The 17,433-nt window shown below is 62.1% G+C and carries 18 protein-coding genes and 2 pseudogenes; 8 read left to right on the top strand and 12 right to left on the bottom strand.

Going from position 1 to position 17,433, the window contains the following annotated elements; all coding sequences use genetic code 11:
- Window positions 1-230 (top strand): annotated as a pseudogene (locus RMO23_RS15550) (IS3 family transposase); the annotation flags it as partial.
- Window positions 231-508: 278 nt separating this feature from the next.
- Here RMO23_RS15550 and RMO23_RS15545 read toward each other — a convergent pair.
- The 4 genes from RMO23_RS15545 to RMO23_RS15530 form a co-directional block, all read right to left on the bottom strand.
- A complete protein-coding gene (locus RMO23_RS15545; protein ID WP_309683427.1) occupies window positions 509-814 on the bottom strand; it encodes a hypothetical protein in 306 nt (101 codons plus the stop codon).
- Between the two features lie 2 nt (window positions 815-816).
- On the bottom strand, window positions 817-1,758 hold the full coding sequence (trxB, locus tag RMO23_RS15540; protein ID WP_309683426.1) for a thioredoxin-disulfide reductase: 942 nt from the start codon (window positions 1,756-1,758) through the stop codon (window positions 817-819).
- A 4-nt stretch (window positions 1,759-1,762) separates the two neighbouring features.
- Complete coding sequence (locus RMO23_RS15535) at window positions 1,763-2,515, bottom strand: glutaredoxin domain-containing protein (RefSeq protein WP_309683425.1); 753 nt, start codon at window positions 2,513-2,515, stop codon at window positions 1,763-1,765.
- Between the two features lie 84 nt (window positions 2,516-2,599).
- The gene (locus tag RMO23_RS15530; RefSeq protein ID WP_309683423.1) at window positions 2,600-3,547 is read right to left on the bottom strand and encodes a LysR substrate-binding domain-containing protein; all 948 of its coding nucleotides are present in this window, start codon (window positions 3,545-3,547) and stop codon (window positions 2,600-2,602) included.
- 136 nt (window positions 3,548-3,683) lie between these two features.
- Between RMO23_RS15530 and RMO23_RS15525 the strand changes: the two genes are divergently transcribed.
- The gene (locus RMO23_RS15525; RefSeq protein WP_309683422.1) at window positions 3,684-4,658 is read left to right on the top strand and encodes a tripartite tricarboxylate transporter substrate binding protein; all 975 of its coding nucleotides are present in this window, start codon (window positions 3,684-3,686) and stop codon (window positions 4,656-4,658) included.
- 18 nt (window positions 4,659-4,676) lie between these two features.
- On the opposite strand, the gene RMO23_RS15520 is transcribed toward RMO23_RS15525, so the two are convergent.
- The 7 genes from RMO23_RS15520 to RMO23_RS15490 all read right to left on the bottom strand — a co-directional run bounded on the left by RMO23_RS15520 (window position 4,677) and on the right by RMO23_RS15490 (window position 11,375).
- Window positions 4,677-5,432, bottom strand: a complete 756-nt coding sequence (locus tag RMO23_RS15520; protein ID WP_309683428.1) for an ABC transporter substrate-binding protein — start codon at window positions 5,430-5,432, stop codon at window positions 4,677-4,679.
- Window positions 5,433-5,530: 98 nt separating this feature from the next.
- A complete protein-coding gene (locus RMO23_RS15515) occupies window positions 5,531-6,199 on the bottom strand; it encodes a glutathione S-transferase family protein (protein WP_309683420.1) in 669 nt (222 codons plus the stop codon).
- Window positions 6,196-7,137, bottom strand: a complete 942-nt coding sequence (locus RMO23_RS15510; protein WP_309683418.1) for a hydroxymethylglutaryl-CoA lyase — start codon at window positions 7,135-7,137, stop codon at window positions 6,196-6,198. Before RMO23_RS15510 ends, RMO23_RS15515 begins: the two co-directional genes overlap by 4 nt.
- A 3-nt stretch (window positions 7,138-7,140) precedes the next feature.
- The gene (gene leuD / locus RMO23_RS15505) at window positions 7,141-7,770 is read right to left on the bottom strand and encodes a 3-isopropylmalate dehydratase small subunit (protein ID WP_309683417.1); all 630 of its coding nucleotides are present in this window, start codon (window positions 7,768-7,770) and stop codon (window positions 7,141-7,143) included.
- Window positions 7,767-9,173: a 3-isopropylmalate dehydratase large subunit gene (gene leuC / locus RMO23_RS15500; protein WP_309683414.1), complete on the bottom strand. Its 1,407-nt coding sequence runs from the start codon at window positions 9,171-9,173 to the stop codon at window positions 7,767-7,769. Before leuC ends, leuD begins: the two co-directional genes overlap by 4 nt.
- Before the next feature lie 8 nt (window positions 9,174-9,181).
- A complete protein-coding gene (locus RMO23_RS15495) occupies window positions 9,182-10,147 on the bottom strand; it encodes a tripartite tricarboxylate transporter substrate binding protein (RefSeq protein WP_309683412.1) in 966 nt (321 codons plus the stop codon).
- Window positions 10,148-10,175: 28 nt separating this feature from the next.
- Window positions 10,176-11,375: a CaiB/BaiF CoA-transferase family protein gene (locus tag RMO23_RS15490; protein ID WP_309683410.1), complete on the bottom strand. Its 1,200-nt coding sequence runs from the start codon at window positions 11,373-11,375 to the stop codon at window positions 10,176-10,178.
- A 54-nt stretch (window positions 11,376-11,429) separates the two neighbouring features.
- Between RMO23_RS15490 and RMO23_RS15485 the strand changes: the two genes are divergently transcribed.
- The 6 genes and pseudogenes from RMO23_RS15485 (at window position 11,430) to RMO23_RS15460 (ending at window position 17,167) form a co-directional block, all read left to right on the top strand.
- The gene (locus RMO23_RS15485) at window positions 11,430-12,125 is read left to right on the top strand and encodes a helix-turn-helix domain-containing protein (RefSeq protein WP_309683408.1); all 696 of its coding nucleotides are present in this window, start codon (window positions 11,430-11,432) and stop codon (window positions 12,123-12,125) included.
- A 225-nt stretch (window positions 12,126-12,350) separates the two neighbouring features.
- A pseudogene (locus tag RMO23_RS15480) lies at window positions 12,351-12,536 on the top strand (IS21 family transposase); the annotation flags it as partial.
- A gap of 465 nt (window positions 12,537-13,001) precedes the next feature.
- A complete protein-coding gene (locus RMO23_RS15475; RefSeq protein ID WP_309683406.1) occupies window positions 13,002-15,215 on the top strand; it encodes a thioredoxin family protein in 2,214 nt (737 codons plus the stop codon).
- Window positions 15,216-15,238: 23 nt separating this feature from the next.
- On the top strand, window positions 15,239-15,904 hold the full coding sequence (locus tag RMO23_RS15470) for a thioredoxin family protein (RefSeq protein WP_309683404.1): 666 nt from the start codon (window positions 15,239-15,241) through the stop codon (window positions 15,902-15,904).
- A gap of 27 nt (window positions 15,905-15,931) precedes the next feature.
- Window positions 15,932-16,387: a CoA-binding protein gene (locus tag RMO23_RS15465; protein ID WP_309683401.1), complete on the top strand. Its 456-nt coding sequence runs from the start codon at window positions 15,932-15,934 to the stop codon at window positions 16,385-16,387.
- Between the two features lie 105 nt (window positions 16,388-16,492).
- Window positions 16,493-17,167 (top strand): protein-L-isoaspartate(D-aspartate) O-methyltransferase, encoded by a 675-nt coding sequence (locus RMO23_RS15460; protein WP_309683399.1) that lies wholly within the window; start codon window positions 16,493-16,495, stop codon window positions 17,165-17,167.
- A gap of 8 nt (window positions 17,168-17,175) precedes the next feature.
- Here RMO23_RS15460 and RMO23_RS15455 read toward each other — a convergent pair.
- A partial coding sequence (locus tag RMO23_RS15455; RefSeq protein ID WP_309683397.1) for a VOC family protein occupies window positions 17,176-17,433 on the bottom strand: 258 nt, incomplete at its 5' end.

Raw genomic sequence — 17,433 nt, 5'->3', positions numbered from 1 at the left:
AATTGATTCGCTCGATGTCGCGCAAGGGGTGTTCACCTGACAACGCCGCATGCGAAGGTTTCTTCGGACGGCTGAAAACGGAACTGTTCTATCCTCGGGACTGGAAGACCACAACCATTGAGCAGTTCATTCAGATACTAGACTCATACATCCGCTGGTACAACGAGAAGCGGATCAAGATCTCTCTTGGCTCTCTCAGTCCCATCGAATACCAGAGAGCCTTGGATTTACGGCATAAACCAGTCCAAGGTTTTGTCCGCATCCCCACTTTTATGGAGTGCCCCTCCTGCGACTGGACCACGGGGCTCATCAGGACTAAGCCGCCTCCTGAGCGAGTTGCAATTCAAATTCGTTGGGTGGACGGCAGTCCGGTGCCGAATGAAGGCGCCTGGCGTTGTCGACCTCTTCAATGATCCTTGGCAGGCGGTTGGCTACGTCGGCAAAGGTTTCGTAGCTAGCAATATAGATCTTCTCGGTTGGAGAAGGCTACTGCCGCCGGCCAGCTCAGTTACATCAGTGTCTGGCCATCTAAATCCATGGCTTTGCGCAAGACCTTGTACTCCGGCAGCAAGGCCAAGGACAGGACGACGTCAATCTCGCCAGTCCGAACGTCCTCATTTATCTTCAAGTCGCTTTCGAGCGACCACGCAACTCGGTGGAAGCGGCAAACGCGCAATGCGGATTGAAGCTGTTGCATCGTCCGCGGCGACACCTTGATCGGCTGCCTTCCGCAGGCATCCCCTGGAGCGAGCACTTCAGTCAACGAGGCCCGCAGAAGTTCGGCAAGCTTATTCGCTGCTTGAGGCTGATACATCTCTAAGAATCCAGGAATCGTTGAGCATCCAGCGCAGCCATGCAGCCGCTCCCCGCGCTCGTGATGGCCTGCCGGTAGATGTGATCCTGAACGTCGCCTGCGGCGAATACGCCGGGGACACTGGTCGCGGTTGCGTAGCCTTCCAGTCCCGACCGGGTCTGGATGTAGCCGTCGGCCATCGTCAGCTGCCCATCGAAGAGGCCGGTATTGGGCTGGTGCCCGATCGCGATGAAGCAGCCTTGCACTTGGACGAGCTCGATGCCCCCCCGTGCGTGGTCGCGCACCTCGACCCCGGTGACACCTGCGTCGCCACCGACGATCCGTTCGACAACACAGTTGACCTTCAGTTCGATCTTCCCTTCTTTGATCTTCTTGTGCAGGCGGTCCAGGAGGATCGGCTCGGCGCGGAATTTGTCACGCCGGTGGATCAGCGTGACCTTCTTCGCGATGTTCGCAAGGTAGAGCGCCTCTTCCACGGCAGTGTTTCCACCGCCCACCACGCACACATCCTGATCGACGAAGAAGAATCCGTCGCAGGTCGCACAACCCGAAACGCCGCGGCCGAGGAAGGCCTGCTCGGAAGGAAGGCCCAGGTACTTTGCCGACGCGCCGGTGGCGATGATCAGCGCGTCGCAGGTATACGAGCCTGCCTCCCCCTTGAGAACGAAGGGCCGGCTTTTCAGGTCCACGTTCACAATGTGGTCGGCCACCACGCGCGTGTTGAAGCGTCCCGCGTGCTGCATGAAGCGCTCCATCAGCTCGGGCCCCTGCACGCCCTCCACGTCCGCTGGCCAGTTCTCGACATCCGTGGTAGTCGTCAGCTGGCCGCCCTGCACGTCGCCGGTAATGAGCATTGGGGCGAGATTCGCTCTTGCCGCGTAAATGGCGGCGGTGCAACCGGCAGGTCCCGAGCCCAGGATGATCAGTTTGGAGTAGATGTGCATGGGCTTACTCCCACAAGCCTTTGGGCACCGGCAGCCCCTGCAGGATTTCCTCGGTCAGCTGTTGTTCGACGGGGATGCCGTTTTCCTTGCACCACCAGAGGATTTGTCGCGTGTGCTGGGCGGTGTGCCAGACGGAGCGCTCCAGGAAGGAATGCATGGAATGCACGCCATAGAACATCTTCAGTGGCTGCTTGCAGCTTCGGTCTTCAAGGGTGTCCCACCATTGGGCGACCCGCTTCCTCTTGTCGTCAGCATACGCGAGGATGCCGGCAACGTCGATGGTCGGCGGCGCATCGATGTTCGCGACCACCGTCCAGTCCTCCAGGCCGTCGATCACCACCTGCAGATACGCGTCCGGCACCTGAAAGATGTGATAGGCCACATCGCGGACCGTACGGGCGCGCGGGGGTTGCGGCAGTTTGTCCAGGGCATTGTCAGGAATCCTCGAGATCGCATCCCTGGCGATCTCCATGATCTTCGTCCAGCGCTCCATGAGCACCTCGGGAGCCAGGTAGGTGGCGGCATGGTCGATGCCCACGAACCTGGCGACGTCATCAAGCGACTGTGCGAACGTGTACTCCTGGTCGCGCACCACCACGGGAATGGACCGGATCCCCAGGGAAGCCAGATATTTCATGGCAGCGGGATTGGTGGCGACGTTGACCGATTCGTAGGGGACTCCCTTGCCAGTCAGAAACTCCTTGACTCTGACGCAGCTGGAGCATCCAGTTGTCCAGTAAACGGTGATTGCTTCCATAATGTTGCCCGGTTGAGTGATGAAGGCCTCACTCTAAGGCTCACATCGCAACGGCGCTATTCAATGTGCAGACAGCCTCTTCGTTCAAGTCGATGGCGCATCCGGGACGGGACGGATGCCGATCCACCGCCCATCTTCCAACGCCTGCTGAATCAGGTTTTCCAACAGCTCATAGACGGCGGTCGCCGTCGCTCCCAGCGGGAGGTGCTCGGACGTGCACAGCACAGCGTTTCTGGTAATGTTCAATGAATTAATCACCACCGAGGAGTTAGCCTGGCTCTTGAGGTGCTTTTGCAGAGCGGATGCGGGCAGGATAGTGTGGGCGTTGCCGGTTTCAACGGCGTCAAGCAGCGTTCGAAGGGAATCGACTTCGGCAAGCGCTTGCACGGTGACACCGTGGGCGGCCAGTCCAGCTTGCACGAGTCTTCTCATCCCCGTCTGTCTACTTGACAGAAACAAAGGATATTGCGCAACCTCGGCGATTGACAGCCCACCTTCACGCGGCTTGATTCCCGACTTGACTGGGGAAACAAGATAAATCATCTCGTTGAATAGGGGATGCTCTACGATGCCTGGCGATGGCTCGAACTGGTAGGTGACGGTCATGTCAAGCCTGCCCTGCAGCACCATCTCTTTCAGAAGGTAGCTCATGCCCTCGGCCAAATGAAGCCTGACCTGCGGCAGTCGCGTGCGCGCTGCCACCAGAAGGTCGATCGCAAGAAGGTCTTGCAAGACCACTGGCAAGCCCAACGAGGCGGACCCGCTCACGTCGGCAGCCGATCGCTCCACGTCATGAGCGGCACGTTCCACTTGGCGCAGGATGGCGACCGCGTGTTTGTAAAGGGTTTGGCCGGCTACGGTCGGGGAAACCCCGGTCGAACTTCTGACCAACAGTTTTTGCCCCATGCGGGTTTCAAGACTCGAGATTTGCAGGCTGAGGGCCGACTGAGCAACATGGAGTTCCACCGACGCCCGCGACATGCTGCGTTGTTCGACGATCTTGACAAAATACTTGAGTTGACGAAGGTTCATGTGGCGCTCGATGAGTGATTCACAGACAGTACACCATCTTCAGTTTCGATCCGCGTATCTAACTATTGAATAGCGGACGCTCAAAGCGAACAGGATACTCAGGCTGCACATCCGCCACTACTTTAAGGATACCTAGATGAGACAAGCTCCTGTGATTCGCCGCCGTACCCTATTGGCCGCTGCAGCCTTTGGGTTGTGCACTCTGCCTGCCTTCTCGCAGAACGCCAAAGCACTTCGGCTGGTCGTTCCATATCCGCCAGGGGGCGGCGTTGACGCGGTGGCCAGACTGCTGGCTGAAAAGCTGCCGGCCACGCTGGGAGGCAGGACCGTGATGGTCGACAACCGTCCAGGCGCCGGCGGCAATATCGCTGCCGCCCTGGTGGCGAAGTCCGACCCAGACGGCAGCACCGTGCTGGTTACTTCAAACAACCACACCATCAATCTTTCCCTGTACCAAAAGCCGGGCTATGAGCTCGCTGAGTTCGCGCCGATCGCGCAGATCGGCGTGACGGGGTTTGTGATTGTTGCGCATCCTTCGACCAATTTCAAAACATTGGGCGACATGCTGAGCGCGGCCCGTGCCAAGCCGAACTCGATCTCCTTCGGCACGGGCGGCAATGGCCATCCTGCGCATCTCGCAGCCGAGATGTTGAAGGATCGCGCCAAGGTCTCTATGCAACACATTCCGTACAAGGGCTCTGGACCGCTCACGACTGATCTGCTAGGCGGTCAGCTACCGGTGGGCGTCATCTCCGTCGTGGCGGCCCAACCTTTCGTTGCCTCCGGGCAACTCATCGGTCTGGCAGTGACATCCAAAGATCGCTGGCCCGACTTGCCCAAGGTCCCGACGGTAGAAGAATCTGGTTTTCCCGGCTACGAGTACAGTGCTTGGATCGGATTGCTCGGTAGAACAGGGATGCCGGAAGCTGAAATTGCGGCCCTTGAGAAGCAGCTGCTTGCTATTGCTGCGACCGAAGAAGCGCGCTCAAAGCTTTACAAGCAAGGTATCGTCATTGTGCCGAAGGGAAGGGCAGAGTTCAAAGCGGCGATTGCTCATGACGCCGTCATGAACCGCAACCTTATCAAAAGCATCGGCGTGCAGCTGGAGTGACCGACGGCATTCGTCCGGCTACTGGCGTATGCGCCCAGCCTCGGTCACGATGCTCAGCTCTACGAATCTGGAGCCGGATCGATTGCCTGGCTTGTAGCTCACCTTGTAGCCGCCCAGGTCCACGTTATCGAGGCTCTCAAGCGCGCTTGAGAAGCCTTCGCGCGAGGCCTTGGCGCCCATCCGGCGCACGGCTTCCACGATCACGGAGCCGGCTATATAGCCTTCCATCATGGCGTAGCTGGGCGGTACCTCCAGGTTGGGTGTGGCGGCAACGATATCGCTGAACTCCCTGCTCAACTTCACCGAGATATTGTAAGGGTTGGGAGTGACCTGCGTGATGGCCATGCCCTTCATGTGCTCTTCGCTCAGGCGCTTGGACATCTGCGCGATGTCGGCGCCGGAGTGCGCGAACAACTGCGCAGTGCCTCCATCCAGGCGGTATTTTTCGACGAAGCCCGCTGCGGCCGCACCGCTGGCGACAAGAATGATCGCCTGCGGTTCGGCTTTGATGAACGCGTCAACCACGGCGTTGGAAACTTTGGCTGTGCCGGGCGCATACGATCCCTTGACCGTCAGCTTCACGCCCTTGTTTTTCACTATTTCTTCGACGGCCGAAATCAAGGGCGCCGCGGTAGGCCCATCGTGGTGAAAAAGTCCTAGGCGCGTGATGCCGACTGTGGCCAGGTGTTCAACAATTTTGGTGACTTCGTCGCGCAGCGTGGCGCGCACGCTGTAGACAAAGGGCGTTTCGGCCCGAAGTCGCTGAGCAGCGATTTCGTGGAGTCCACTGTTTCCGCAGGCTGTCTTGTGATCTTGTTCTGTTCAGATCTTTTGACCCACGTTTCGGCTCACGTACGGTTCATGCCCGGCGCTCAGTGCGCCGAAAGAGGCGCCGGCGTCAATGAAATCCCTTGCGCAGTCGCCGCCGTATCCTGGACCTTCAACGCCCGGATGAACGCGTCACGCCGTTGAAGCCTCTGCCAGTAAGCCGCAACCGAGGCAGTGAACCTCGGCGCGAGTCCAAGGTACTCGGCCAGCATGAGCGCGTACCCCACGGAAATATCGGCGGCCGTGAACCGGCCGGCGCAAAGGTATTCATCTTCAGCAAGGCGCGACTCCAGGGTCCGCAAGCGCGCCAGAAACCATTTCGCGTAGTCGCCGGCGACGGAAGGCACGCGCTTTTCTTCAGGCTCGAAGAAGGAATAGCGAAGAACCAGTGTCTGCGGGAAGGTCAGCGTGGCTTCACCGAAATGCAGCATGTTCAGATAGTCGCCATAGTCCGGCTCACCCGGCTCGACCTGCATTGGTGTGGGCCTGCACAGCGAGCACAGGTACTGGCATATTGCCGCGGACTCGGTCATCCGGGTATTGCCGTGCACCAGGAGCGGGATTGTTCCCAGCGGATTGAGATCCAGGAATGTCCGGTCGTGCACACGCGGCGGAAAGGGCAGCATGATGACCTCGAAGGGCAGCATCAGTTCTTCCAGGGCCCACAGCGCGCGGAACGAACGCGCGCTCATGCAGTGGTACAGCCGGATCACCGCGCGGCGCTCCCGGCCCGGGCGGTCGGTGCGCCTTCCGCCTTGTGCAGACGCAGCCGCGGTCCGGCCCGCATGACCTGCCCAGGCAACTGGCGGCCCAGAATTGCTTCCAGCTGCAGCGACGCCTGGATGAGAAGGTCCAGGTCGACTCCGGTGCTGTGGCCCTCTTCGTGCAGGAAATGAACCAGGTCTTCCGTGCAGACATTGCCGGTCGCACCAGGAGCGAAGGGGCACCCTCCGACACCGCCGAGTGAGGACTCGTAGTCGGTGATCCCCAGGGACAGCCCGGCCGCGACATTTACCAGGCCGAGCCCTCGCGTGTTGTGAAAGTGCAGCGAGAGCCTTGCTTCGGGCAAGGCGTCGCGTAGGGCCGTGCACACATCCAGCACAATTCGGGGGGTGGCCATGCCGGTCGTATCGCCAAGCGTGATGCGTGAGACACCCAACCCGGTTAGGGCCTTTGCGATGTTCACAACGGACTGAATGCTCACATCGCCTTCAAAAGGACAACCGAAGGCGGTCGCGATTGCACCGCGAACCTTGAGTCCACCCTCACTGGCGACCTCTACGACTTCCTCAATGGCCAGCAAGGACTCATCAATACTGCGGTTCAGGTTCTTGCTGTTGTGGGTCGGGCTTGCCGACACAAAGCAGGCGATTTCGTCCACCTTCGCCCGTCGTGCCCTATGCACTCCTCTCACATTGGGGGCAAGCGCGCTCAGCACCGTGCCGGCCGGCCGCCGGATCCGGGCAACGAGGTCGTCGGCATCAGCCAGTTGAGGGACCGCCGCGGGCGCCACGAATGAAGTGGCCTCCACAGCCAGGATGCCCGCCGAGAAGATCGCCTCGATGAGGCTTACCTTGTCGTTGGTGGGTATGAACCGGCTTTCGCTCTGGATGCCGTCACGCGGCCCCACCTCGGTGATGGTGATCTGCATGAGCTAGTTTCCCCGGCCCTGTGGGCCCCAGATCCAAGGCCTCAGCAGCCGGTCGTCATGCTGGAACTTCGCGATGGCTTCCTGGTGCCGCATCGCAAAGCCGATGGGGTCTATGCCTTCGAGAAGCGCCTGGCGATGCGCCTGGTTGATGGTGAAAGCGGTGATGCTGCCGTCCGGAAAGGTGACAAGGCACGACGACAGCTCGACTGACACGGTTTTTTCCGTCCCGTTCTCCAGCAGGGCCAGCAGCTCTTCAACACGCTCTGCCGGCAGCACAACGGGCAGGATGCCGTTGTTGACACAGTTTTCATACAGGATGGATGCGAAGCTTGGGGCGATCACGCACCTGAACCCGTAGTCGGCCAAGGCCCAGACCGCATGTTCTCGCGAGCTGCCGCATCCGAAGTTGGCTCGCGCGACCAGGATGGAGGCCTTCCTGAATTCCGCGCGGTTCAACACGAAGCCAGGGTTCTCATGCCCCTCCTGGTTGTAGCGCCACCGGTGCAGCAGGAACTTGCCCAAGCCCGTTTTCTTCAGGGTGTAGAGGTGCTGGACGGCGATGAGCGCGTCGGTGTCGACGTTCTCGACGGGAAGCGGAGCGGCAATTCCTTGCAGGCGCAGAAAGGGCGTCATGATTCGGTATTCCTCGGATCGACTATGCAGCCGGCCAGTGCGGACGCAGCCGCGGTTGCCGGGCTCGCGAGGTGGGTGCGCGCGCCAGGGCCCTGCCGGCCCTCGAAGTTCCGGTTCGATGTGGCGACGCAGCGGCTGCCGGGCGAAACTCTGTCGCTGTTGACGGCGGCGCACATCGAGCAGCCGGGTTCGCGCCATTCGAATCCCGCGTCGATGAATGTACGGTGCAGGCCAAGCGCCTCCGCTTCGCTCTTCACGAGCATTGAACCGGGAACCACCATGGCCCTTACATGGCGAGCCACGTGCCGGCCCTTGACCACGGCCGCAGCCGCCACCAGGTCTGACAGGCGGCTGTTGGTGCAGGACCCGAGGAAGACAGCGTCAATCTTGAGGCCCAGGAGGCGGTCGCCCGGGGTGAGGCCCATATATTGCAGCGCGCGAACCGCGGCCTCGCGCTTCTTGCCGTCCGCGATGTCGCCTGGGTTCGGTACCGGGTGGTCGACAGGCATCACCTGTTCGGGGCTGGTACCCCAGGTGATCTGCGGCGCGACGGCATTCACGTTGAACTGCAACTCCGTGTCGAACTGCGCCGCCTCGTCGGACGCAAGCCCTTGCCAGTGCTGGACGGCCTGGTCCCAAAGACCGCCTGTGGGCGAGTACGGGCGCCCTCGCAGGTAGGCCAGCGTCTTCTGGTCCGGCGCGATCAATGTGGTGCGCGCGCCTGCTTCGACGCCCATGTTACACATGGTGAGCCTTCCCTCGACGGGCATTGCGGCGACGGTTGGACCTGCCAATTCCAGCGCGTAACCTGTTGCGCCCGCCGTTCCGATCTGCCCTATGAGGTAGAGGATGAGGTCTTTGGGCGTGACGCCGGCGGCGGGTTCCCCCGTCAAGGTGATCCGCATCGTTTTTGGTTTGCGGATGGCGAGGGTCTGCGTCGCCAGCACCTGTTCGACGGCTGAGGTTCCTATCCCCCAGCCCCAGGCCCCCAGCGCGCCCACCGTTCCCGTGTGGCTGTCCCCGCACACCACGGTCTTTCCCGGTAGCACGAGGCCAAGCTCGGGCGATATGACGTGGACGATCCCCTGCCATGGATCCTTGACATCGAAATGCCGGATGCCATGGGTTCGGGTGCTCGCGCGAAAGGCGCGAATCAGCTCAGCCCCGCCTTCCACTGTTTCGTCCGATCGATCATGTTCGGTCGATACCAAATGATCGGTTGTGGCAAAGGTGAGTGACGCGTTGCGCACGCGCCTTCCCGCCTGGACCAGCCCGTCGAACGCCTGGGGGCTCGTGATTTCATAGAGCAGGTGGCGGTCGATGTGGATCAGCGATTCGCCACCGGGCAAGTCCACGATGTGATGCTGTCGCCAAAGCTTCTCGAACAGGCTGGAGGCGCTCATCGGCCGGCTCACTGGATGACTGCGCCGGAGCGGCTTACCAATTCTCCATGCTTGGCATATTCGTCTCGCAGGAATTGCTGAAGTGCATCCGGGCTCATGGGGAGCGGGACCGCGCCCTCCGCGCGAATCTGTCCTCTAAAGGCGTCTGATTCGATCGTCGCGGTGATTGCTTTGTTCAGCTTCTGGACGACGGCATTGGGCATGCCCTTGGGCCCGACCACCGCGTACCAGGCGTCCAGCACGCACCCCGGGAACGTCTCGGCCAGGGCCGGCACGTCGGGGAGCTCAGGCACGCGCTTCGCACTGCTGACGCCCAGCACTTTCAGGCGCCCCTGCTTGACCAGGCCTTCCACGCTCGCGTATGAAAAGAACGCAACATCGACAATGCCGCTGACGAGGTCTGGCACCACCGGGCCCGCTCCCTTGTAGGGGACGTGCGTGAGCTTGAACTTGCCCTGCTCCTGCATCAGCATTCCCGCGAGATGGAGGATGGTGCCGTTGCCCGAAGACCCCAGGGTGATCTTCTCCGGCTCGCGCTGCGCCAGTTGCCGAAGCTCAGCCGCTGTGTTTGCGGCGAAACCGGACCGCGTCACCAGGACCATGGGGGTCTTGGCGACGCCGGCGACCGCCGTGATGTCTTTCAATGCGTTGAAGGACAGCTTCTTGTAGAGGTGGGGAAACACCACATAGTTGGAGCTGATCAGGCTGAGCGTGTATCCATCCGGGTCTGACTTCACGAGGTTTTCCGAGCCGAGAACCCCGCCGGCGCCGGGGATGTTTTCGACGAAGAACGGGATGCTCAAAGCCCTTCCGAGGTGATCCGCCAGCCGCCGCGTCATTCCGTCGGCGCCCGAGCCTGCCGAGTTTGGTGTCATGAAGCGGACAGGCTTCGAGGGGTAGGGGTCGGCCGCCCAGGAGGGCAGGCCGTAAAGGAAGGCAGAGCTTGCAAGCAGGTTGCGTCTATTGATAAGCATGGTTTTGTCTCCTTTGTAGTAAGTGGTGTTAGCGCGGCCCGGCAACCACGCCGCTAGTGAAAAGCTCTTCTCTTTCGCCAGGTGTCAATCCCCACGCGTCCAGGTACCTTTCCGTCTGGGCTCCTATTTCCTGCGGCTGGATGCGAACCTCCGGCGCTTGGTCGTCAATGCGAAACGGCATGGCCGGAACAGTGGCGACCTTTTCGCCCACCGCGACTTGCAGGAGCGAGCCGTTTGCCAGCAGATGCTCGTCTTCCAAGAGGTCCAGGGGCGTACGCACGGGACCAAATGGAACCTTGGCCTTCAAGCATCGCGCTTCCGTTTCCGCTACGGTCAGCTCTCCAAACCTTTTGGCCAGGACGCCCAGCATCCAGGGCCGCGCGTCGACTCGCGCCGCATTGCTGCCAAGGCGCGGGTCGCAAAGAAGCTCCTCAAGATTGAACGAAGCGCAAAAGCGCTCCCACTGAGCATCACTCGTGATACCGATGAAGACTTGTCCATCCGTGCATTGACAGAGGTCGTACAGGCACCAAGCCTGCGTTCTGGCTGGCATAGGTACAACAGGCGTATCGCCGAACTGCGCCATGGCCATGTGTTGGCCCACCAGGAATGCCGTGGTTTCGTACAGTGCGCTCGTGACGAAGGCACCGCGGCCGCTTTGCTCGGCTGCCCGAAGGGCGGCGAGGATGCCAATGGCTCCGAACATTCCTCCGGCCATGTCAACGACAGACGCACCTGCACGGATTGGCTGACCCACGGGGCCAGTCATGTAAGCGAGGCCGCCCATCATCTGTACGACTTCGTCCAGCGCTGGCCGATCTTGATACGGCCCGGGAAGGAACCCCTTCATGGAGCAATAGACAAGTTTCGGGTTCGCAGCCTGAGCCGCTTCATATCCAAAGCCGAGACGATTCATCACGTCCGGGCCGAAGTTCTCGATCACGACATCTGCCCACTCGAAAGCCCGATACATGACTGATTGCGAAAGTGGACTCTTAAGATCGATGGCCACACTTTCTTTGTTGCGGTTCAGGTAGCCAAAGAATCCCGAGCCAAATCCCTTCAAACCACGGGTCGGGTCACCCTCCACCCTTTCTATGCGAACGACTTGCGCGCCGAGATCGGCAAGGATCAGCCCGCAGGTAGGCGCCATGACCGTGTGCCCAAAATCAAGCACCTTGACACCTTGAAGGGGAAGCTGAGAATTGAAAGAGGAGTTGTGTTTCATCTGATGAATTATTATGATTGCCTAATGAAACAATAATAAATTAAAGGAATGGGAATGTCAAATATGGAACCGGTCGGAAAAGATGGGATTCGAGTGACCGCGCTTGAGCGGGGTCTGCGTCTGCTTATGGCGCTTCGATATGACGAGGGAAAAAAACTCAGTGATCTCGCGCGCGCCACCGATCTAGATAAGGCCACGGCTTCGCGCCTCCTGCGCTCGTTAGCCCTGTTTTCATTCGTACTCAAGGACGAGCAAGATCGTTATCGCCTTGGTCCAGCCATCGCGGTGTTGGAACGTACCGGCAACTCCACTCAGGGCATCGCGCCGGTAGTCCAGCCAACACTCGAGCGTTGGGCTGAAAAAACGGGTGAAACGGCAAGCTTTTTCGTTCCGCACGGAGAGCTACGGCTGTGCGTGGCTGTTGCTTCCGGCCAGCACGCGGTCAGTCATGTCTTGAATGTGGGCGACACGCTGGCAACCCAACGCGGTGCAAGCGGCCGAGTGATCCGCATGTTTGCCTCCGGTCGCCCGGAGGCAAACATCGAGTTGCTGCAAACGAGCATCGGAGAACGCGATCCCGAACTCGCGGCGGTCGCGTTTCCAGTCTTTACCGGTCAAAACAGACTGCTCGGCGCCCTCTCGCTGTCGGGAACATGCACGCGCTTCTCCTCGCAGAGCCATCTGCAAACCCTGCAGCAGGCGGTCGCACAGGCGGCGGGGGAGATTGAACGGTTATTGTTGGGACAGTAACCGGAAGGGCGTCCGCGGGACCAAAAGCTGTACGGAGCCGCTGCGCCACGCGCTCTAGCAGCAGGCAGACGAGGTCCGTGGTCGCCACAATGAAGGGCGCCGCCAGAAAGTTCGGCGAGGTCATCACAACTCCGAATTGGCGTAGCACCTGTTCGACGAGGTGTGTAGGGGCTTTTCCGATGGCATCCTTCTTGATATCGACAGGATCATCGTTCTGTTGAATTCCGTCGAGGCCTGGCTCGCAACACAGTGAAGAAGCACCTGCGGTCGGAAGAGAGCGAGCCCAAGTACCCAAGGCGGGTCAGCTCAAGCAAGCTCGACCCGTACGCCGAGAAGCTGGCCACCTGGCTGGTAATCGAGGCAACAAAATCGCGGAAACAGCGGCGCACTTTGAGGCAGATCCACACAGACTCAACCCAAAAAGGAGAAAACCAAGAACTTATCCACATCGTGAGCACCATCTGCTCACAAAGAGTGTGGGTCAATATTCGACGGAAAACTCGGGTCAGACTTCAGCGGAATTCAACAAGTTTCGCCAAAGAATCTTCCGCGAACAAAGCTCCACCCGCCTACCGTACTGTGTGGTCAAGTTATTTCGGACACATCAATAGGTTTGCGTGGGCCGCTGCTGGATGACGAACTCGCGCAGCTGCGTCTGCTCGCGCAGGCCAACGCCACCATTCCATATTGGCCAGCAGGTAACGCAGGCCCAGCGAGGCGTGGATGTATTTGGCGTTGAGGGTCGCCAAAACGATGGAAGAAGCGAGACGGGTGGCGGTGCGCGGCATGGCCCTATTATCGGAGTTGCCTCCGCCCTTATGGCACCCTTAGGGCAATCTGGAACTATTGCCCCCGCAGCCTGCTCACACCCTGACCATGAATTTCAAGCGTCCCCTGCTCGCCCCCCTGTTTGCTGCGTTTTTTATAGCTGCCTGCGCACTGTATACGGGGGCCAGCGCTCAAAATCTCCAAAACAATGGGCTCGGCGCGGGCAGCGCCAGCGTCATTGCCCCTGCCAAAGGCCCGGTCGTCACCACCGAGCAGGTACGCGCCGAACTGCTGGCCTGGGCGCCCGAGGGCGTGGAAGCAGGCAAACCGGTCTGGGTCGGCCTGCAGCTGGCGCACCAGCCCGAGTGGCACACCTACTGGAAGAATTCGGGCGATTCGGGCCTGCCGACGCTGCTGCAATGGCAATTGCCGGGCGGCATCACGGCGGGCGAGATTGCCTGGCCCGCGCCGAAAAAGATACCGGTGGGCACGCTGGCCAACTATGGCTACGAAAACACCGTGCTGCTGCCGGTGCCGCTGACGGTGCCGCAGGGCTTTGCCGGCGCGCAGCTCGACATCGGGCTGAAGGCCAGCTGGCTGGTTTGCCGCAAGGAATGCATACCGCAAGAGGGCGATTTCACCCTGCGGATTCCGGTGAAAAGCTCCACCGCCACCAGCGGCGCGGCGTTTCAGGCGGCGTTTGATGCCGCGCCCAGGCCCCTGCCCCCGGGCGCCAGCCAGGTTGAAGTCAGCGGCAAGACCCTCAAGGTGACCCTTGGCGGACTGCCTGCCGCGCTGCAGGGCAAAACCCTGGCGTTCTTCCCCGAAACCGGCAGCGTGATCGAGCCCGCTGGCGCCTGGCAGCAGGCCTGGCAGCCAGGCCCCCAAGGCGCGCTGTGGACGGCGCAGTTGCCGCTGTCCGCGCAACGCACCGAAAGCCCGGCGCTCATGCCGCTGGTGGTGTCCTTCCATGACGCGGCCTACCGCATCGAAGCGCCGGTCAAGGGCAGCTGGCCCCCGGTGGCCGCCGTGGCGGCGCTGCCGCCCGCGCTGGAAGCGGCGCTCAAGGCCAATGCCGCCGCCGGCGCCACACCGCTGCAGACCCGTACCTCGACCACGACACCGGTGGGCCTGCTGGCCGCCTTGCTAGGCGCGTTGCTGGGCGGCATGGTGTTGAACCTGATGCCCTGCGTGTTTCCGGTGCTGGCGATCAAGGTGGTGGGCTTTGTGCAGGTCAAGGACCAGGCCACGCGCGTGCGCACGGGCCTGGCCTACAGCGCCGGGGTGGTGTTGTCGTTCTTGGCGCTGGGCGCGCTGTTTCTGGGGCTGCGCGCGGCGGGCGAGCAACTCGGCTGGGGCTTTCAGCTGCAAAGCCCAGCGGTGGTGGCGGGGCTGGCGGTGCTGTTCACCTTGCTGGGCCTGAACCTGGCGGGCCTGTTTGAATTTGGCAGCATCCTGCCGGGCCGGGTGGCGAATCTGCAGGCGAAAAACCCCACGGTCAATGCCTTTTTGTCGGGCGTGCTGGTGACGGCCATTGCCTCGCCCTGCACCGCGCCCTTCATGGGCGCCTCGCTGGGCTATGCGCTGGGCCTGCCGGCGGCGCAGGCGCTGGCGGTGTTTGCCGCGATTGGCCTGGGCATGGCGCTGCCTTATCTGGCGGCCAGCGCCATCCCGGCGGTGGCGCGTGCCCTGCCGCGTCCCGGCGCCTGGATGCTGACCTTCAAGCAGCTGATGGCGTTTCCGATGTTTGCCACGGTGGCCTGGCTGGTCTGGGTGCTGGGCCAGCAAAGCGGCATTGACGGCGCCGGCGCCCTGCTGGCACTGCTGGTGCTGATGGCGCTGACGCTCTGGGCCTTCACCCTGCGCGGCACCTCGCGCACCGCCATTGCTACATTTTCGATAGCATTAGGTGCGCTGGCGCTATGGGCTATCGGCCCGAATGTCATTAAACCGCTGGACGCGGCGCCGATCACGGCGGCTTCAGGCCGCTGGCAAGCCTGGGAGCCGGGCCGGGTCGACCAGCTCACCGCCCAGGGCCAGAGCGTGTTTGTCGACTTCACCGCGGCCTGGTGCGTGACCTGCCAGTACAACAAAAAAACCACGCTGACCAACGCCGAGGTGCTGGCCGACATGGAGGCCAAGAAAGTGGCGCTGCTGCGCGCCGACTGGACCCGCCGCGACCCGGCCGTGACCGCCGCGCTAAGCCAGCTGGGCCGCAGCGGCGTGCCGGTGTACGTGATCTACAAGCCCGGCCGCGCGCCCGTGGTGCTGTCAGAGGTGCTGTCGGTGGCGGATGTGCGGGCCGAGCTGGCCAAACTTTAATGTCCCGTTCGAGGAGTTCAACCATGTCAGACCCTTCAAGCCATCAGCCGCCCGTGCTCGGTCGGCGGGCATTTTCGGGCGCCTTGATGCTGAGCCCGTGGGTCGTTGCACTGAGCGGCCCGGCGCAGGCCGCCGGCGCCGCCGTGGGCCTGCGCGCGCCCGGTTTTTCGGCGCCCGACACCTCGGGCACCGTCCGCCAGCTCAGCGACTTCAAGGGCAAGCTGGTGGTGCTGGAATGGACCAACACCGGCTGCCCGTTTGTGCGCAAGCACTACACCGGCAACGGCGCGGGCAACATGCAGCGGCTGCAGAAAGAATTCACCGCCAGGGGCGTGGTCTGGCTGGCCATCAACTCGACCGAGAGCGCCAGCAGCGAATACCTGGCGCCGGCCGGCGTCGACCGCTGGATGAGCGAAAAACAGGCGGCGCCCACGGCCACGCTGATCGACGAGTCCGGCCAGACCGGCCACCTCTACGGCGCCAAGACCACGCCGCACATGTACATCATCAGCCCGCAGGGCCTGCTGCTGTACGCCGGGGCGATTGACAGCATTGCCTCGGCCCGGGTCGACGACATCAAGCTGGCGACCAACTATGTGCGCCAGGGCCTGAATGAAGCACTGGCCGGCAAGGCCCTGAGCGTGGCATCGACCCGGCCCTACGGCTGCTCGGTACAGTACAAGGCCTGAGCCCACCCCTCACCGAAAAGCCTGCCCATGCAAAATCCACCGCCCTCCAGCCCCGCCGAACGCATGCCCCACATCCTCAGGCACAGCCGCACCATCGCGGTGGTGGGGCTGTCGGCCAAGCCGCACCGCACCAGCTTTGGCGTGTCGCGCTATATGCAGGACCAGGGCTACCGCATCATCCCGATCAACCCCAACATCACTGAAGCGCTGGGCGAGAAAGCCTATGCCACGCTCAGCGAAGCGGCGCAGCACGAAAAAATCGACCTGGTGAACTGCTTTCGCAACAGCGAAGACATTCCGCCCATCGTCGACGAGGCCATTGCCATAGGCGCCGGCGCGGTCTGGATGCAGCTGGGCATCAGCCACCCGGCCGCCGCCAAAAAGGCCGAAGCCGCCGGCCTGCTGGTGGTGCAGGACCACTGCATCAAGGTCGATCACCGGGTCTTGCTGTCGCGCGGGCTGCTCAGCACGGCGGCTTGCTGAGCCGCCCGCCCCCCCGCTTCATCACCGTCGGCTCAAGAGGGCTTGCCCTCGCCCCGGGCGCGGGCGTAGGATGGTCATGCCGCGCCACTTTCCTGAGGCGGAATCATGACCGAACCGGATTATTTGGCCCTGCGCCAGGGCATGCTCGCCGACATCGCCGCCAAGACGATTTCCGACAGCGCGTGGCTGGGTAAAGCGGCGCTGGACCCGCGGGTCATGGACGCCATGGCCAGGGTGCCGCGCCACGAGTTCGTGCTGCTTGAGCTGCGGCCCTTTGCCTATGAAGACCGGCCCCTGCCCAGCGGCTTCGACAAGACCATCTCGCAGCCCTTCATCGTCGCGGTGATGACCGATCTGCTGGCCCTGCAACCGACCGACCGGGTGCTGGAGATAGGCACCGGGCTGGGTTACCAGACGGCCATTCTGGCGTCGCTGGCCAGGCAGGTTTACAGCATCGAAATCATCGAGGAACTGGCGCTGCAGGCCAGGCAGCGGCTGGCCCGGCAGGGCCACACCAATGTCGCGCTGCGCATAGGCGACGGCAGCCACGGCTGGCCCGAACACGCGCCGTTCGACAAGGTGATGGTCACGGCCGCGCCCGACCTGATCCCGGCCGCGCTGATCTACCAGCTCAAACCCGGCGGCAAGATGGTGCTGCCGGCCGGACTGCCCGATGCCCAGCAACTGATGCTGGTCGAGAAGGACCCCGACGGTGCGCTATCGACGCGGGAGATTTTTCCGGTGCGCTTCTCGCTGCTCGAGGACGCCGAGTCCGGCTGAGGCTGGGCTCAGCCGCCGCCGCCACTGCCGTACGGGCGGGTCAGGATCTCCAGCCGGTGGCCGCTCGGGTCGTCCCAGTAGACGCCGCGGCCGCCATCGCCGTGGTTGATCTCACCGGGTTTTCGCTGGCCGGGATCGGCCCAGTAGCTCAGCCCACGCTCGCGGATGCGGCCGAAGATCTGGTCGAACTCGTCCTCGCTGACCAGAAAGGCATAGTGCATCACCGGGAAGTGGCCCTGGTCGCTGATGAAGTCGAGCGTGACGCC

The sequence above is a fragment of the Polaromonas sp. genome (assembly GCF_031411155.1).
Taxonomy (GTDB): Bacteria; Pseudomonadota; Gammaproteobacteria; order Burkholderiales; family Burkholderiaceae_C; genus Polaromonas.
The sequence above is the reverse complement of the archived record's forward strand: the minus strand, read 5'-3'. Positions and strand labels throughout refer to the sequence as shown.

Bases quoted from the DNA above. Each gene is read 5' to 3' on its own strand.
- RMO23_RS15490 (WP_309683410.1), bottom strand. From the start codon at position 11,375: ATGAAACACAACTCCTCTTTCAATTCTCAGCTTCCCCTTCAAGGTGTC.
- RMO23_RS15485 (WP_309683408.1), top strand. From the start codon at position 11,430: ATGTCAAATATGGAACCGGTCGGAAAAGATGGGATTCGAGTGACCGCG.
- RMO23_RS15460 (WP_309683399.1), top strand. From the start codon at position 16,493: ATGACCGAACCGGATTATTTGGCCCTGCGCCAGGGCATGCTCGCCGAC.
- leuC (WP_309683414.1), bottom strand. From the start codon at position 9,173: ATGAGCGCCTCCAGCCTGTTCGAGAAGCTTTGGCGACAGCATCACATC.
- RMO23_RS15530 (WP_309683423.1), bottom strand. From the start codon at position 3,547: ATGAACCTTCGTCAACTCAAGTATTTTGTCAAGATCGTCGAACAACGC.
- RMO23_RS15470 (WP_309683404.1), top strand. From the start codon at position 15,239: ATGTCAGACCCTTCAAGCCATCAGCCGCCCGTGCTCGGTCGGCGGGCA.
- RMO23_RS15465 (WP_309683401.1), top strand. From the start codon at position 15,932: ATGCAAAATCCACCGCCCTCCAGCCCCGCCGAACGCATGCCCCACATC.
- RMO23_RS15475 (WP_309683406.1), top strand. From the start codon at position 13,002: ATGAATTTCAAGCGTCCCCTGCTCGCCCCCCTGTTTGCTGCGTTTTTT.
- RMO23_RS15525 (WP_309683422.1), top strand. From the start codon at position 3,684: ATGAGACAAGCTCCTGTGATTCGCCGCCGTACCCTATTGGCCGCTGCA.
- RMO23_RS15510 (WP_309683418.1), bottom strand. From the start codon at position 7,137: ATGCAGATCACCATCACCGAGGTGGGGCCGCGTGACGGCATCCAGAGC.
- trxB (WP_309683426.1), bottom strand. From the start codon at position 1,758: ATGCACATCTACTCCAAACTGATCATCCTGGGCTCGGGACCTGCCGGT.
- leuD (WP_309683417.1), bottom strand. From the start codon at position 7,770: ATGACGCCCTTTCTGCGCCTGCAAGGAATTGCCGCTCCGCTTCCCGTC.
- RMO23_RS15535 (WP_309683425.1), bottom strand. From the start codon at position 2,515: ATGGAAGCAATCACCGTTTACTGGACAACTGGATGCTCCAGCTGCGTC.
- RMO23_RS15495 (WP_309683412.1), bottom strand. From the start codon at position 10,147: ATGCTTATCAATAGACGCAACCTGCTTGCAAGCTCTGCCTTCCTTTAC.
- RMO23_RS15545 (WP_309683427.1), bottom strand. From the start codon at position 814: ATGTATCAGCCTCAAGCAGCGAATAAGCTTGCCGAACTTCTGCGGGCC.